This window comes from Candidatus Poribacteria bacterium (assembly GCA_026706025.1).
Taxonomy (GTDB): domain Bacteria; phylum Poribacteria; class WGA-4E; order WGA-4E; family WGA-3G; genus WGA-3G.
This window is the reverse complement of sequence record JAPOZO010000090.1, coordinates 1-16628: the sequence shown is the minus strand read 5'-3', so window position 1 is coordinate 16628 and position 16628 is coordinate 1. Positions and strand designations below refer to the sequence as shown.

Sequence of the window (16628 nt, the reverse complement as noted above, 5' to 3'; positions counted from 1 at the left end):
TCTGCGCGGGTTGTGAAGTCCAAGGTTCGGCTTTTGAGTTCGCCATAGATGTAGTGTTTTTTGAGGTTCTTTTCAACCTGCTGCACCCATTGTGCATCCCGCACCTGATAGTTATACCTTGGTCCTAGGGTGATCTCAATGTTTGATGCTACCCGAATGCGTAAGCGGAGCCGAACATCGTAGGCATACGAGCGTTTATCGTCATCCCACGAGAAAATTGGATTGAGTTCAAGATGCACCATTTTGCGACTATCAGTAGCGAGACGTGTGTATACCCACCAGCCCGGAGGGTTCTTAATGAGTGTGCCACCGCGCCAGACATCCTCATCACTGAAGGATTCTAAGTTGCGGCCAACCCACAAGTCATAGTTCCAATAGTTTTTTAAGCGACCGATTGTCCATATTTCCGAGTAACTATTGATATTTACCCTGTCATAATTCCAAGTTCGCCAGCCATAAAGTCCAAATCGCATATAGCGAAAGATACTAAACGGTTGCTCTTTGCGTATGGTAAGGTCGTAATTCCATTCTATGATGTCACTACGTTGTCGGTAGCCGAGGTCGTTCATCTCAAAATCAGGGGAGAGTGCCCTAAAATCGGTATCAAACCTTAACCATCCGCCGCGTTTTTTAAATTCAAGGTGGGCGAGGTATCCTACTTTGTGCGAAAGGGGCTTTTGATACTTTGCTGTATCAAAGCTCTCTACCTGGCTCCCGGCAACAGTGCCGCCTATTTGGTATCGTTCCTTTGAAAACTTCAAATCCCAATCGAGTCCACCCACATACGCGGCGTTGGCATCTTGGCGGTTGACAGCCGTGGTTAGGAATCCGACGCGGGAATTCCCTCCAAGCACATCCTGATTGATTCGACCCACAAAATAGTTCGTTAAAGGTTCAATGAGATGCTCACGGTTGTTTCCGTCTTGCCTGATCTGGGCATATTCGCGTGCGGTGAGGGCCTGCATGATGCCGAAAGTGGTGTTGCGTTGGGTTCTACCCACGATTTTGGTGGCACCAAGAATGGTTGTGGATTCAGGGCGGCTTAATTCCTCTGCATCAGCGGGGATGTCAAAATACCGTGGCTTGCGTCCGATGCGTCGGGAGTAAAAGAAGCGGTAGTCGTCGGTTTGAAAAATGGATGCGCCCTTGACAAAAAACGGACGACGTTCTTCAAAAAATTCCTCATACGCCGAGAGATTTAGACTTGCCGGGTCTGCCTCCACCTGCCCAAAATCGGGGTTGATTGTGGCATTGAGAGTCGTTCCAGTGGTAATCCCATATTGGATATCGGTGCCAATATTACCCCATAAATTGGTGCCTTTATCAAAGGTTGTGCGTCCCATGGCGTAAGGCACAAACTCTAAATGCCGAGAGGGATGGATATTTTTAATGCCGGTCAGGTCACCCAAGCGCGATACCCATCCTGGTTCATCCTTCCTAATCAAACGCCAATGGGACTCCTCTTTTTTTCTGCTGATAGTCCGATTGACTTGGAGTCCCCAAACATATTCATCTTTTGGGGAGAAGTGCAACAGATGAAACGGAATTTTATACTCCACCGTCCAGCCATCTGCGTGAATCCGGGTCTTAGCATCCCACACCCCATCCCATGTCCTGTCGGGCTGCTTGTTATCCGAAATGATACCATCTGTTACAGACCCAGAAGGATGAACTGTAAACCAATAGGCACTCTGTTGGTTATAGTGCGGATCAAGGTTAATGTTGATTTTATCCGAATCAACAAATACATTGTCTCGCCTGACTAATTGGGCAGCGATTTTATCAGGTTCACTGTCATAACATACGATGCCAAAATAGAGTGCCTCATCATCGTAAGCGATTTGGAAGGTAGTGCGTTCGGATGCGGGTTCTCCTTCATCCGGATCGCGTTGACGGAAGCCTTCGTGGAGAGGCGCGGTCTTCCAGATATCGTCATCTAAAACACCATCTAACTTCGGCGGTTTGCCTTTAATACGGATAGCGGTCGCGCTCCTATGTGTTGATTCTTCTTGGGGTTCAGCCAGTACGTCGCCTGAGAGTTGAACGAGAAAAAAAATCACAACAAACACACAGACGACCTGAAAGTCCAAATCAATTCTCATAGATCCTTCTCAGTATTATTTATTTAAACGCCAGTTTGAAAAAAGATATTAGAAGCTTTGGATCCCACAGTTTTATAGTGCAGTCCAAACTTGCACTCACAAGCGTAGAACCAGCTGGAGAAAACACGACAGAACGAACAGACCTTGTATGTCCAGTGAGTGTAGAAAACTCCACTGTTTTCATGAGATTTCTCCTCTATTTTCGAGAATTGCTTTCGCATCGGTTTCTATGTTTCAGCGATTCTCGTCTGTCCATAAGCATTGATGGGGCTCGTTCTTCTGATAAGGGACGATTTTTGACAATTTTCCTAATTTATACTCTGGAAACTCATGTCCTACCTCTATAACATAGCCCTCATTCGTAAGGATAGGGAACTCTAATTTGGCGAGAGAATCATAGGGTTCGATCTCTAACCGGACATCATGTTCATCTTTCACTGTTTTGTAGAAAAATTCTGCGGAATGGCTTTCATTTTTTGAAATCACGATTACACCAGACTGCCTAACGTTTCCGTCGGAGGCGTACACTTTCAAACCGACTATAAGATCGTCGGTTGGGTGTGGATCTGATTTTACTTTAAACCATAAGCCGTTGATTGAATTATCCGCAACGCCCTCGCTGGGAGCGAGTATTTGAAAAGCAACACTTGGAATCTGTTTCATAATTGATTTTCCTGTTTTGAACTATTTTCGGAAACCGTTGCTGTTGTGCAGCAAGATGGCTACTATATTTCTGGCTTTCGCCTGTACTTAATCCTTTCAGAGCACCTCAATCGGCGGAAGCGTGGTGGTAATTTCCGCCCTTTAAACCCCTAAATTCCTCAACCGGCATATCGTCCTTGTCAGAGCAGTAGGTGGATTTTAAGAGAAAGTACGTAAGTCCTTAAAATGTTACACCAGTGTAACATTGGATGTAGATTAATTACCGGTATAAACCCAGTCATTGCAAGGGTTTAGAGGCGATTTTGCTGTTGCTTTTTGTTGCGCGAAAAAAAAATAAATTGGCGAAAAGTGTAACATTTAGTTTAGTTGTCAGTAAGTCGTCAGCAACGATTTATTTTCCTATCCGGTTTTGAGGGTGCTCATCGGAATCTACGCGCTATGCTCCTTTTATACCTTATATATTTTAATTGATTTTAGTTTGATATATATATCATAACATATATAATATGAGAAGTCAAATTTATCTCTTAGCCGGGGTAGGATCCAGCACAACCTGACCCGTTATGCTACAAAACCGCCCTGAATAATAAACCAGCGTCATTTATAGTGGGGATGGAGTGCAATGGCGAGGTCCCGCGGTTGTGCATTTCGCATGCGAATTATTGAAAATGCTAACGTTGAATTCACGACTGCATCGTAAAGGGGCCATAGAGAGGGCATAATCCTTAATTCAACACCGAAGTCGATTAGGGCTTTCAATAGATCATCGAGGCACACAACGGACAACGGCGTAACAGGCTGATCTGAGATGTAATATTGCGTTCTTTCATCTTCAAGGGCAAGTTTGAACGTATCAGCAGGAAGATGGTAGCGGTAGAGTTGAGTTCTTCGCACTGTTTCGAGCCAGCAGCTTTCAATGGCCACAACACACCGTACACTGCTATGCGCAAAAAATGATTGAACGTCTCGTGGGGAAGTCTGACTGTCCGCGCGAAAGGTCACACGAGGGCAGTCGCGTGGTAGGAGGTATTTATACATAGCTGCCTCGGATACGCCCCACACAACTGCTCCTAACTCAGGCGTTGAGAACCGCGGTTCAAAGTAGGAGATGTTTGGTTCTTCGCTAAAGTGGTATATCATCTTGTCCATGTCTCTTGTCTGTACCGTTTTGCTGTGCTATGACTACACAGAAATACACCGAAACATCGGCGAATAAAAGGGGATAGCGTTTTGATCCGCGCCTCCTTCCAAAGTGCTTCCAACCAATAGACTTCAGATCGGACTTTATGGACAGAGGATCCAACTTTATGGAGTCTCATGGTAAACAGCGTGGCATCAGTGTCTACGAAAAACAATCTGTTAGCGGCATCAAATCCAGCACCACTGACTTTAGGAACTCTATTTGTCTTGAGGTTTAACAATAGTAGGTTGGTAATCACATCCCAAACCAGTACCGACACTTTATCAGAAATATATTTTTCCCTTCATCGGTAAAGCTGCTTCGTAATCGGTGAAACGGACGAAACTCAAGATCATCTGCTCCGACTTCTTCCAATGCAATTGCACGCGATTGCGACCAAACCAGAAACAAGGTACTGCCGGGGCGGAATTCCCAGCGGAGGACGGTGTTACCCTTTAGCGAACGCATGTGGAAATCAGGGTTTCGCTTCAGCGGATAGGGTTTGAATTGATAGGACCTCGGCTCAATTAACGCTTTGAAGTTGGCATAGTCGCCGACGGTAATAAAGGGTTGCACGTAGAATTGGAGACTCAGTGTCGATGTGAAACTGATGTTTGCGCGGGTGGTGAAGTCCAGCGTCTGACTCGTTAATTCGCCATAGACGTAGTGTTTTTTCAGCTGTCCATTGATGTTTTCTTCGACTAACTCAACCCACTGGGCATCGTCAACCCGATAGCGATACATCGGTCCGATGCTCAGTTCAATGTTTGACATAGGACGAATGTTCAGGCGGAGACTGACCTCTTTTTCAGAGGTTTTGTTATCATCGTCCCATGCGAAAATCGGATTCAGTTCAAGCTGCACCATTTTACGACCATCGGTTCTAAGCCGTGTAAAAATCCACCAACCTGCGGGATTCTTAATCAGTGTCCCGCCACGCCAGACATCTTCGTCGTTAAATGACTCCAAATTCCGACCAACCCACAGGTCATACTCCCAATAGTTTTTCAGTTTACCATCTGTCCATATCTCGGAGTAGCGACCAATGCTAACGCCATCATAATTCCATTCTCGCCAACCGTAGAAGCCTAAAGTCACTTCTCGGAAAATACTGAAGGGTTGTTCTTTCTTGAACATGAGGTCATAGAACCACCGCATCATATCGCCGCGTTGCGTATAACCTATGTCATTTATTTCAAAGTCTGGGGAAAGAATACTAAAACTGGTATCAAGCCGCCACCACCCACCCTGTTTTTCAAATTCAATATTTGCCAGATAACCGGACTTGCGCGCTTCCAATTCTCCTGCTTGGCTCGCCGCGAGCCGCCCACTTATTTGGTACCGCTCTTTCGCCAGTTTCAAGTCCCAGTCAAGCCCACCGACATACGCGGCGTTGGAAGTCTGTCGATTGACCGCTGTCGTTATCAGTCCGACGCGAGAATTCCCTTCTAAGATATCTTGTGTCACTCGACCTACAAAGTAGTTCGTCAACGGTTCAATCAGGTAATCTCGGTTCTTGCCTTTTTGCTTAATCTGCGCATACTCCCGCGCGGTAACAGCTTCCATGATACCGAAGGAAGTGTTGCTGTTGGTTCTCCCGACGACTTTGGCAGCCCCCAGAATTGTTGTTGCTTCTGGTCGGCTGAGTTCAGTGGTGCCCATTGGGATCTCAAAATGTCCAGGTTGTCGCCCGATCCGACGAGAGTAAAAGAATTGATTTCCCCAATTTCCAAAGTTGAAGATTGAGGCTCCTTTGACAAAAAAGGGTCTACGCTCCTCAAAAAACTCCTCATAGGCAGAGAGATTTAAAGTGGCAGGGTCCGCCTCTACTTGTCCAAAATCAGGGTTGACTGTTGCATTGAGCGTGACACCAGAAGTAATACCGTATTGGACATCACCGCCAACATTGCCCCACAAATCAGTATCGCTGTTTAGAGTTGTCCTACCCATAGTGTATGGTATCAATTCCAGATGGCGAGAGGGATGGATATTCTCAATACCCGTCAGGTCACCGAACCGTGAAACCCAGCCCGGTTCACCCTTCTTAATCAAACGCCAGTGTGCACGCTCTTTTCTACGGCTAATCTCACGTTCTACCTGTAGTCCCCACGTGTATTTATCTTTTCGAGAGAAACGGAACATGTAAAATGGGATTCTACATTCGACTGCCCACCCATTTTTGTGGACTTGGGTTTTCGCCTCCCACACGCCGTCCCATGCATTGTTCCAACCGTTTGGACCACCGCCTCCGACAATACCATCTATGACAGAACCAGACGGATAAACAGTAAAGGAAAAACCGCGCTGCCGATTGTAATGCGGATCAAGGATAATCTGAACTTTATCGGATTCAACATACTCGTCCCGTCTAACGAGGCGCGAGACTATTTTATCGGGTTCGCTGTCGTAGCACATGACAGCAAAATAGACTGCCTCGTCATCATAAGCAACTTGGAAGGTAGTGCGTTGGGAAGCGGGTTCCCCCTCATCCGGCTCGCGTTGACGGAAGCCCTCGTGGAGGGGTGCAGTTTTCCAGATAGCGTCATCCAAAACGCCATCCAATTGGGGGGGTGTGCCTTTAATGCGGACAGCAGTCGCAACTCTATGAGCGGATTCTGTTTCTGTTTCAGCCTTTACTATGCTTGGGAGTTGTAAGACAAAAAACGCTGTCAACAACACCAAAGCGCACCAAAACTCTGAGTCAGTTTTCAATTGTTTTCCTCTCGACTTTTTGTAAGCTCGTTTATTTACTAATTGAAACCCGATTCAGATAAAAAACTTCAGAATTTTTTAGGATTCGTCAGAAATATCCGCGCCGCATTGTGGACAGGTATCGCCCCACGTTGAACGCTTGCCCTCGCCACAAACATCGCAAGCACCAAGCGGGTATTCATCCGGTTTCGCACGGCTACCACCCTTCTTGTAGGTAATGATGCGCCATACTGTTTCGCCATCTTCTTCATAACAGAGCCAAACCCCTTCTTTTCTACCATCAGCGGAGCCGCCATCATGTTTCCGGTAGGGACCGCCCCATTTGCGGTTTCCGTTCTCATAATAGCAGATATAGTCGCCTTCATTCTTGCCGTCTCGGAAGGAGGCTTCGCTCGCCTTGTTGCCGTTTTTGTGGTACTGGATCCAAGGACCATCTTTTTTCCCGTGAATATAATTTCCTTCGCTCCGCTTGAATCCGTTCGCGTAATAGGTAATCCAATACCCATGCTTTTTGCCATCAACCATTTCACCCGTATCTCGTGAACTTGCCATCACTTCACCTCGTGTGCAGAATAGAAACGTCTGTTTGATTATCACAAATTTTCATTAAGGTACGCCTCAAAATTCTCTATCGTTTTCTTACCGATGCCTTTGATCCCTTTCAACTTACCTTCATCAATTGCTGTTCGGAGTGATAAGAGACTGTCAACGCCTATCTCCTGATACAGAAGTTTAATTGTTTTAGGCCCCAGTCCGGGGATAGATATAAGTTCAACAATTGTCTGCGGCACATCACTTGCGTACTCCTGCAATTTCGAGCACGTTCCGGTTTCAACATATTCAGTGATGATTGTAGCGACTATATCTCCAACACCTGGAATCTCCTCTTTCAACTGTCCTTGAGCGACCAGTTCCACCACAGATGCCTCCATACGAGAAATTGTATACGCTAAACGCGGGTAGCGCGCTGCGTGGTCTTCCGGGTAGTCAGCGACAATCAAAATCGTATAAAGCTCCAATAGTTTTTGTGCGATTTCATTGTTGGTCAGTCCCGCGGTATCACCAGGTTCTGCTTTATTTTTCATATTGCCTCCATTGTAGAATTTTACGTTAATTAATCTTTGTGGCGTACCTTCTGAGCGGAGTAGAAATATTTGCTCGTTTTAGAATCCGCGTTACAAATTCCTATCAACGATTTCTGACTGAAGTTGTGAAAAATTATAATACCAACATGAAACATTTAGAAGGCACATGAATTGAAAATCTGTATATATCTCGTACAATTTATTTCGCGATATTCGCATCAAGTTCCTTTGCTTTTTCAAAATCTGCTTTTGCCGCGTCATGTTGTCCAAGTGCCTCTTTTGCACGCGCGCGATTCTTGTAAGCCGCAGCTTCCTGTGGATTTAGATTGATGGCTTTATCACAATCGCTTATCGCACCTTCATAGTCGCCAAGTTTCCGTTTTGCTACGCCACGGTTATTGTAAGCTGCAGCATTCTGCGGATTGAGTTGGATGGCTTTACCGTAATCTTCGATTGCCCCCTGATAGTCGTCAAGTCTCTGTTTCACTACGCCACGGTTGTAATATGCAGTGGCATCCTGTGGGTTGAGTGCGATGGCTTTATCACAATCCTTGATCGCACTTTTATAGTCACCGAGTTTCTGTTTTACAGCCCCGCGGTTGGAGTACGCTCTGGCATCCTGTGGATTGAGTTTGATAACCTCATTGAAATCATTGATTGCAGCTTTATGGTCACCAAACCGTGACTTTGCAGCACCCCGGTTGCCGTATGCTGTAGCATTCTGTGGATTGAGTTTGATAACCTTATTGAAATCATTGATCGCGCCTTTAGGATCGCCAACATCTAACTTTGCGATGCCTCGGTTGCTGTACGCTGTAGCATACTTTGGATTGAGTTCGATGGCTTTATTGTAGTCTTTGATCGCAGCTTTAGGGTCGCCAAGTTTCCGTTTTGCTTCCCCGCGGTTGTTGTAAGCCCATCCATGCTTTGGATTGAGTTCGATGGCTTTATCATAATCATTGATTGCGCTTTTATAGTCGCCAAGATCCCATTTCGCTACGCCTCGGTTGTTGTAGGCATCTATATCCTTTGGGTTGAGTTCAATGGCTTTATCATAATCATTGATTGCGCCTTTATGGTCGCCAAGATTCCATTTCGCTACGCCTCGGTGGCTGTAGGCATCTACATACTTTGGGTTGAGTTCGATGGCTTTATCATAATCATTGATTGCGCCTTTATGGTCGCTAAGATTCCATTTATTGTATCCACGATTGAAGTAGGTAACAGCATGCTCTGGATTGCGTCGGATGGCTTTATCATAATCACTGATCGCGCCTTCATGGTCACCGAGGGCAGATCTCGCTTGTCCACGTTTGGAATAGGCATAAATAGACTCAGGATTCAACCGGATAGCTTCATCTAAATTAGCTATTGCCTTGTCATAGCGTTTTTTATCGTAATCCATTTCTCCTTTAACGTAGGCGTTGTAAGAACGAATCAGTCCTCGTTGATGCCACTGTTCCAAGGAGGCAAATGATTCCGATTGCGTCAGCAATACCTTGACTGCATTTGAGGGAATAGCATAACTGTAAAAACCGTCTACAGTGGTGCTAATACCTATAACTTGTCCTTGACTGTCTAAAACCGGACTTCCACTACTTCCACCAGTCGTATCAACTTCCATTTGAAACCATTTATCCTTATTCCGTATGCCGTGCAGTGTGCCCTCGGTAACCTTGTACTTGCCATCGGGAAATCCCACTACAGAGATGGGTTCACCTTCTTGGACAATATCGCTGTTCCCAAGAGGAAGTGCCTCACCTTCACCCACAACCTTTAAAATGGCGAGATCATTTTTGACATCGTAAGCGGCAACACCTTTAACCTCCCAATTCGTCTTTCTATCTACTGATTTCACGTAGACAGGTCCTGGATGGGCGATCACATGGATGTTAGTTGCAACCTTGTCCCGCTCCACGAAAAATCCACTGCCTGCGCCTCTTGAAAAGAATCCATACCTATTTTCTACCCGAACTATAGAATTTCTGTATTTTTGAAATTCTGAAGTATTGTCAATAACCTTTTGGTGTTTACTTGCACAGGAAAAGAGAAACCCTAAGACGAAAACACCTAAAAGTAATTTAACGTGCCGATTCATAGCGCATACCCTTTACTTTTACAGCAATTTTGAACACCTTAAAAATTGAGTTTATGCGATGCTACAAATTTAGCATCAGTTTGAAAGCAATGCCATAGTGATGCGTCCGCATTCCTCCATAAGTGTCAATTTTAGAAAAATAACCGTCGCTACCCCAGCCCGGTAGGTTCGGAATGTAATACAAGGAATGGATTTAGTCTATTCCCAGACTAAATCCCCTAACCGAACCGGATACTACGCGGAAACATTGAAGACTTCAAAGCCCTCTTGAGTTCCGTAGGAACGGCATCTTTGTAGAAACGTGGATCAAGGAAAAACCCAAGCCCCGTAGGGGCGGCATCTATGATCGGATCACGCCAAATATCGCGAAATATCCCTAAATTGACACTTATGGTGGTGCGTCCGCATTTCTCCTATTGATTTTTTGAAATGTATCACTTCGATGCTGCTGGTAAAACTGCCAAAGCCTCTTCAATTTTTTCGATCGCTTTTTTCTCTGCAGCGAGGGCAGCGTTGACAACCTCTACCGCTTCTTGCCTCTTGGATGTCGCGAAAGTTTCGTGTTTGCTTTCGTGTTCCTTGCAAATGTTCACCAGTTTCACAATGACTTTGATTTCTTCATCATAAAACACCGCTGCATCGGACAAGGCATGGCTTGCTGCTTCCGGAAAGTGATCAGCGATTTCGCGGAGATATGCCGCAGCATGCTCTCGCATCTCCCATAAGATCCAAGCGGCGTGCTCTGTAAACCCGACATCCACATCACCGCGTTCCAATGCCTGCTTCCAAAGTTCAAAGGCAGTAAACCCGATTGCATCAACGGCGTAAGGTGCATTTTTCAAATCAAACCGTGTCCCGTGTGCAAAAGCGACAGCATGTTGAAGCGATTTAATCTGTAATGCCATCCGATCCAACGGTTTCTTTTCGCCAAGCCCTATAACACAATACCAACCCACAGGATCCGTGGCTCCAAACTGATCGTACGGAACGGTATATTCGGTCGTATAGTGCTGATGACGCACGGTGTACGTTCTCTCAGTTTCGTCGTAACCGACGAGTGATGCCCATCCATAAGCACTCACACCACTATCGCGTTGCGCAACGGTCATCGGTTGCCACGCAATCACCGGGATGCCTCGGTCAATACTTGTTTTAACCGTCTCCCATGTCCGATCTTTGATATCCTGAATTTCCTTTGGGGTTGGTGCGGACTGCTTTTCATTGCGGACTATCTGAAATTCCTGAAATTCATAACCGATATGAGGAATCATATCCCACAGCAGCCACCAATCGATGTTTGCCTGTTGCCAGACTGCCCCGTTCCCTATTTTCATGCTGAAACTGAAAGCGTGTCCGAATGTGCCGGTTAGACGCGGGATTGACCAATCCGCGCCAGCGGCTTTGAGCATCGGATGTAATGTCCCTATGAAAGTACTATCGCCTCGCGCGGGTTTAACGCCGTCAAGGACCTTTTTTTCCGCCATTCTTCCCCGCTCCGCGATCCGCTTCTCGGCAGCAAGTGCCGACCCAATTAGCCTACCAAATGGGAAAAGTAAGTTACAGAGGACAATAAGAGTCAGCAGGACGACAATACGTCCCGCTGTACCCGAAAATCCAAAGGGCACTCCCGTTGTGCGAGGTTGCTTAATTCGTTTAACGATACGGAATGTCCAACTCAGTTGCAATTCAGCACGCCTCAATTCGGGGATTGTACTTACCGTTTGAGGTTACCCCAAGTCGTCGTTAATCTACCAACAGGTGAAACATCAAGAGCCTTCTGAAGTCCGTCCTCCATGATGGTGGTCAGGTCATCTTCGCTGAGCGCAGCATTGAAGATAGCGATTTCGTCAAGGACTCCGCTGAAATCCCATCCGGCACCACCTTTCCAGCGGGTTAACCAGATCGAACCGCCATCGTGATCCTGACTGAAGGTCGGTTCCCCTACATCTAAATCAGCGACGATCTCGCCATTGACATAGAGGGCAAGCGTTTTACCGTCGTGCGTTAAGGCGACAAAACTCCACTCATCCATCTCCCATTCCCCGCCCCGGACTTGGCTGCTATCTATCCCACCGTTAAACAGAAAACTACCGTAGAAGTCGGTTGGACCGATAAGGATATTCGGGTTATGCCAATCCCGTTCTATGAGTCGGACGTGCGGACCGGAAGGGTTACCCAGCGGTTTTACCCAAAGCAGGTACGTAAATCCCTCAAGGAAATCGTCCATGGTCTTGCTCGCTGGAATGACGACATGGTTGCTCCCATCAAATTCGATGCCCATGCCTTCTTTCCCTTCGACCCGTTTGGCATCAACGATTTTCCCATCATTACCGTTCGGAGAGGAATCTTTAACTGTCCCACCTTTCCCGTGATCAAAGTGCCACATGCCCATAAGGGATTCTGGGTCAATCTCCGATATGCTTTCCTGAACCCATATCCCTGAAATAAAGAGAACCATTATAGCGATCAAAGTACCTATAACTCTCATCGTTTTTTTAACCTCCTGTTTCAAACATGCATCCAGTTCAGATTTGCCGTCTTTCCGCTGTCAAGATTATACCGTAAAACTATCTACAAGGCAATACTTTCTTCCCAGGTAATCAGGGTCATTCAATTTTAATAAATTATGGGATTGGACATCTTTTTTTCCAGGATCTGGTGCGAAATCTAGCGAAATCCAGCGAAAATTTCTGCGAATTTTTAAAAAACATAACATATATAAAGTATTAACACCTGCGAAAAGGACAAACAATTCAGCCCACTGCTGAACCATGGCGGTCGGTATCAAGCAGGTGTATCACCGAATGGAGAAAATTACGCATTTATTTATCAAACTCACGATAAAAAATATATATTTGACTTTTTCTTGACTGTTTTTTGACGAACATGTTAACATATTGACAAATGGGGTCGGCAGCATTCAATATAACGTAACGGAATAAGTCGTTTTGGACTTTGGGAGGTATTTAAGAAATGGAAAAGGTTACAATAAAGCGTCAATTTCATACCATTTCGGTGTGTTTTTTGTGTTTTTTCCTTACTGTAGTGACGTTCCCTGTTACATCAATAGATGCGAAAACAAAAAAGGTCCTGATGTTGGGAAACAACATTGCTCAAGTTGAAGCACCAACGATTAGTAAAAATGTGAAAAAAATTCAAAATTTTACTTTTGATTACGAGATTACGAAAGATCCGAAACTCCCAAAAGCGGATGCCAATGATTTTGATATCCTCTGGCTTGGGCAAGGTGAAATTTGCGAAGGTGGATGGCGTTTCACTGATCAGGGAGCAGATGCCGTTTTAGCGTTTGTTGAAGAGGGTGGGATTTGCATTAACGTTGAGCAGGATCACGATGATGCTGTAGGATGTCCAACACCGTGGCTCCCTAAACCACTAAACGGTGATGAAACCGATAGGACACTGAATTTTGAACCGACAAAAGCACCAGAGGTTGGGACGCTTTTCACCGAGCCAAACAAGATAGAAGAGATTGTGACGGATGATAAATGGCACAACCCCGATCGCGCGTATATTCCACTCGCGACAGTCGGTAACCATCTCATTGTTGCACTCCTATATCACGGTGATGGCGCATATATCATCACGGCAATGCAAAATGAAGATCAGGCGAAGGTCGATACGAATCTTCCGTTTATTGAAAACCTGTTGTTTTATGCCGCTACCCTTCAGGATGAAATTCTTGCAGTTGAACCGCACCACAAACTTGTTATGACATGGGCGCAACTGAAAATGAATCCATAAGTTTTTTGGACATGCTATTTCAGCACGCCTTGTTCTTTCAACCGTGAAATCAGTTCCGCTTGTGTACCATTACCTTTCGTTGAATTGCACGCAGCACAAAGCAGTTGTAGGTTCTCTATACGGTCAGTGCCACCTTTGCTTTGTGGCGTGATATGGTCTACTGTCAAATTGCGATAATGGAACGGATATTGACACCCATTGCATTTGCCTTGCTGCCTACCAAACAACTCGGGTTTGTGCGTTTGGTATCTTGGTAAATGCTTCTGAATATCTATCTCCTCGGCGTTGTCCGTCCGCCCCGGTGCGTCTTTACGAACAATCACATCTGCCAACGGATCAAATAAATTAGCGGATTTGTTGACCTCATCCGACAATCGTAGCTTCGTGATGTCCTCAGCATCGGGTGATATGTCTATGCCAACCCATTTCCGATGTAAACGCTCTGCTGCGACACACGCTGTCGCACACCCACAGAACGGGTCTAATACCATGTCCCCTTCGTTTGATGATGCTTTGATGATGCGTTCTAAGAGGGCGATCGGTTTCTGCGTCGGATAGCCAGTGTCTTCTTTGCCCTTTACAGGTGGCGTATCAAGAACTAAGTCACCTGCTACAACACCCGGCATCGCAGATAAATACTTTTTCCACCGCGGTCTGCCTATTTTACCCTTGGGCCAGTGCAGCAGTCCAGCATCATCAAGAACTTCACATTTTGCTAGTTGGTCGAGAGCTTCATAATCATCTGGCAACAGTGCCTGTGCAGAAGCAGGAAATTTGTTGCGAGTAGGTGGTGCCCATGCCCGACCGGGAGGCGGTTCAATGCCTTTCAATGGCATATAAGCTTTTCTGCTGCCTGCTTTTCCACCCGATAAATCAACTGTTCCGTATTTACCATGTTTGTCCTGTCCTCGAAAAGTCTTCTGTATATATTCAGCGTCATAGGGCACATATTGTTGATTCCAAGTTGCTCCCTCGGACTTGATATAGTAAAGAATTCGGTCAGTGTTTACCGCGTAGCGTTTCGCCAACGATTTTGTCGATGTCCGCTTCCAAATCACCTCATTCCGAAAGTTATTACTTCCAAACAGCGCGTCCATCAAGGCTTTTAGATAATGGCTTGCAGTCGGATCACAGTGTAGATAGATGCTACCTGTCGGCTTCAAAATACGGTGCATCTCAAACAATCGGACTGCCATCGCTGTCAGGTATATCCTCATAGACCTGTCATAGACAGTTTCAGACGCTTGGATTATCTGATAGAGTTCCTCGTGTTCATCAGCGATCACCCCGTGCCATTCGTATTTGATGTCCTCGTCGGTCCAGATGTCTTTGAATTCCGCGCCTTCTGCTGGTGAACCGATCGGTGCTTTCCATTGCTTACCAGATTTAAAGGGTGGATCCAAATAAATTAGGTCAATTGTCCCTGAATCCATACCCCGCATAACGTCAAGATTGTCAGCAATAAAAAGCGTTCGGTTCTCAAAGTTCATCGTGTACTCCGCTTATGGTATTTTGGGGTTCCAATCACCAGTCAGTTGCTACTTGCTACAGTGGGAGGGTGGCAGAAATGGCTTGCCCCGTTCGTAACTGTGCCCAAAACTGTTGTTAAAATTATAACAAATCAGCCTCCTAAAACACAAACTTTTTTTCGATGTTTTCAAGGGGATCGCGAGCACAGCTCGCTCCTACAGAAGATTTTACTTTTTGTGGTAACTTTTGGTAAATCCTATTATAAAGTTTATTCCAGGGTAAAACTATTTAATACAATCAGGCCCTGATAAAAAACGCGAAATTACGCTGGAAAAAAGATAACCCATATAGGACTTTGCATGCTATATTACCCCTGTGAAAGGATTTTTTAATTTAACTTGACACGTTGACACGAAAAGTAGTATCCTGTAAGTGACGATCCGTCAAGGCATCGTTATGAGGCAAGATTATAGCGAATGACAATGACAGGTCTACGTTGTTTACAACACGAAGCACCGAAAGTGCTATGATTTTTTTTACAATCATAGGTTTTTTGACGCTCGCTGTCATCTTTTTCTATCACTTTTTTCAGGTAAAAGGCGCATGGTATACGGCATTGGGTCCGGCATTTGTTGCTGTTTGGGAAAGAGTCCCTCACATTTTTTCGTTTTCGACACTGTTGACCATTTTCAAGGAAGGAGTAGATGTCATGCTCACGCGTTTGCAAGAATACCGCGATAGACGGAAACAGAGGATCGCCAAAGAGGTCGCAAAAGAAATTGAAAAAGTGAGAAAAGAAGCCTATAAGGAAGGCTATGAAGCCGCAAAAGCGGATCTCCGTGCCAACGGTACGAGTAAAGGAGTGCATCACCCAAGTTCAGGTGACAAGTGATAATACCCAACGCCGAAAAGCGTAGGAAACTTCGGTTTCATAGGGGAAACACCCAAGCAAAAACACTGCGGTTTACTCGTAGAGTTCACCGCCTTAGTGTCACTCCAGTTCAGCACCGCACTTCGGACAGGTATCCTTCCATGCTAAACGTCTACCTTCACCGCAAACACCGCAGACCCCCTGCGGATATTCATCCGGTTTCGCGCGACTACCGCCTTTCTTGTAGGTTACAATTAGCCACATCGTTTTGCCATCCTCTTCGTAGCCGTAAAACGGTCCCTCCTTTTTGCCATCGTAGGATTTGCCTACATGTTTCGGATAAGCCCCTTCGGATCTAAGGTTCCCGTTTTCATGATAGGTTATGCAAGGCCCTTCGTATTTGTCATCGCGGAAAGAAGCTTCGCTCGCTTTGTTTCCATTTTTATGGTAAGTGATCCAAGGTCCGTCCTTCTTGCCATGAATATAGTTACCCTCACTCCGCTTATGTCCGTTCGCGTAGTAGGTGACCCAATAGCCGTGCTTTTTGCCATCAACCATTTCGCCAGTTGTTAAGGAACTCGCCATAATTTCACCCCTAAAAGTGGATTTATAGTAAAACCTATAGTTAATTGAGGGTGTTTCATAAATAATAGTTGTCAAAAGTCAGGATACTGGGTATCCTTTC

The 16628-nt window shown here is 45.6% G+C and carries 14 protein-coding genes; 2 read left to right on the top strand and 12 right to left on the bottom strand.

Features of this window, described 5'->3' with window-relative positions; translation table 11 throughout:
• From OXH00_23620 to OXH00_23575, 10 genes are all read right to left on the bottom strand, one after another.
• A partial coding sequence (locus tag OXH00_23620; protein ID MCY3744015.1) for a DUF5916 domain-containing protein occupies window positions 1-2102 on the bottom strand: 2102 nt, incomplete at its 3' end.
• Between the two features lie 19 nt (window positions 2103-2121).
• Window positions 2122-2286, bottom strand: coding sequence for a WD40 repeat domain-containing protein (locus OXH00_23615; GenBank protein MCY3744014.1), 165 nt, complete (start codon window positions 2284-2286; stop codon window positions 2122-2124).
• A 50-nt stretch (window positions 2287-2336) separates the two neighbouring features.
• The gene (locus OXH00_23610; protein ID MCY3744013.1) at window positions 2337-2765 is read right to left on the bottom strand and encodes a hypothetical protein; all 429 of its coding nucleotides are present in this window, start codon (window positions 2763-2765) and stop codon (window positions 2337-2339) included.
• Between the two features lie 597 nt (window positions 2766-3362).
• Window positions 3363-3914 carry a hypothetical protein gene (locus tag OXH00_23605; protein ID MCY3744012.1) on the bottom strand — a complete coding sequence of 184 codons (552 nt, stop codon included), beginning with the start codon at window positions 3912-3914 and terminating at the stop codon, window positions 3363-3365.
• A 286-nt stretch (window positions 3915-4200) separates the two neighbouring features.
• The gene (locus OXH00_23600) at window positions 4201-6657 is read right to left on the bottom strand and encodes a DUF5916 domain-containing protein (protein MCY3744011.1); all 2457 of its coding nucleotides are present in this window, start codon (window positions 6655-6657) and stop codon (window positions 4201-4203) included.
• Window positions 6658-6735: 78 nt separating this feature from the next.
• Window positions 6736-7209 carry a hypothetical protein gene (locus tag OXH00_23595; protein ID MCY3744010.1) on the bottom strand — a complete coding sequence of 158 codons (474 nt, stop codon included), beginning with the start codon at window positions 7207-7209 and terminating at the stop codon, window positions 6736-6738.
• Window positions 7210-7250: 41 nt separating this feature from the next.
• On the bottom strand, window positions 7251-7742 hold the full coding sequence (locus OXH00_23590) for a helix-hairpin-helix domain-containing protein (GenBank protein MCY3744009.1): 492 nt from the start codon (window positions 7740-7742) through the stop codon (window positions 7251-7253).
• Window positions 7743-7941: 199 nt separating this feature from the next.
• On the bottom strand, window positions 7942-9840 hold the full coding sequence (locus tag OXH00_23585; GenBank protein MCY3744008.1) for a tetratricopeptide repeat protein: 1899 nt from the start codon (window positions 9838-9840) through the stop codon (window positions 7942-7944).
• Between the two features lie 434 nt (window positions 9841-10274).
• Window positions 10275-11324 (bottom strand): hypothetical protein, encoded by a 1050-nt coding sequence (locus OXH00_23580; protein ID MCY3744007.1) that lies wholly within the window; start codon window positions 11322-11324, stop codon window positions 10275-10277.
• 230 nt (window positions 11325-11554) lie between these two features.
• Complete coding sequence (locus OXH00_23575) at window positions 11555-12328, bottom strand: LamG domain-containing protein (protein MCY3744006.1); 774 nt, start codon at window positions 12326-12328, stop codon at window positions 11555-11557.
• Between the two features lie 485 nt (window positions 12329-12813).
• Here OXH00_23575 and OXH00_23570 point away from each other — a divergent pair, with 485 nt between their 5' ends.
• Entirely contained in the window at window positions 12814-13602 is a 789-nt protein-coding gene (locus tag OXH00_23570) for a hypothetical protein (protein MCY3744005.1), read from the top strand.
• A 14-nt stretch (window positions 13603-13616) separates the two neighbouring features.
• On the opposite strand, the gene OXH00_23565 is transcribed toward OXH00_23570, so the two are convergent.
• Window positions 13617-15092, bottom strand: a complete 1476-nt coding sequence (locus OXH00_23565) for a DNA methyltransferase (GenBank protein MCY3744004.1) — start codon at window positions 15090-15092, stop codon at window positions 13617-13619.
• Window positions 15093-15598: 506 nt separating this feature from the next.
• Here OXH00_23565 and OXH00_23560 point away from each other — a divergent pair.
• Window positions 15599-15964: a hypothetical protein gene (locus OXH00_23560; protein ID MCY3744003.1), complete on the top strand. Its 366-nt coding sequence runs from the start codon at window positions 15599-15601 to the stop codon at window positions 15962-15964.
• 99 nt (window positions 15965-16063) lie between these two features.
• Here the strand turns inward: OXH00_23560 and OXH00_23555 are convergent, their stop codons facing one another.
• Window positions 16064-16528 carry a hypothetical protein gene (locus OXH00_23555; GenBank protein ID MCY3744002.1) on the bottom strand — a complete coding sequence of 155 codons (465 nt, stop codon included), beginning with the start codon at window positions 16526-16528 and terminating at the stop codon, window positions 16064-16066.
• Between the last annotated feature and the right edge of the window lie 100 nt (window positions 16529-16628).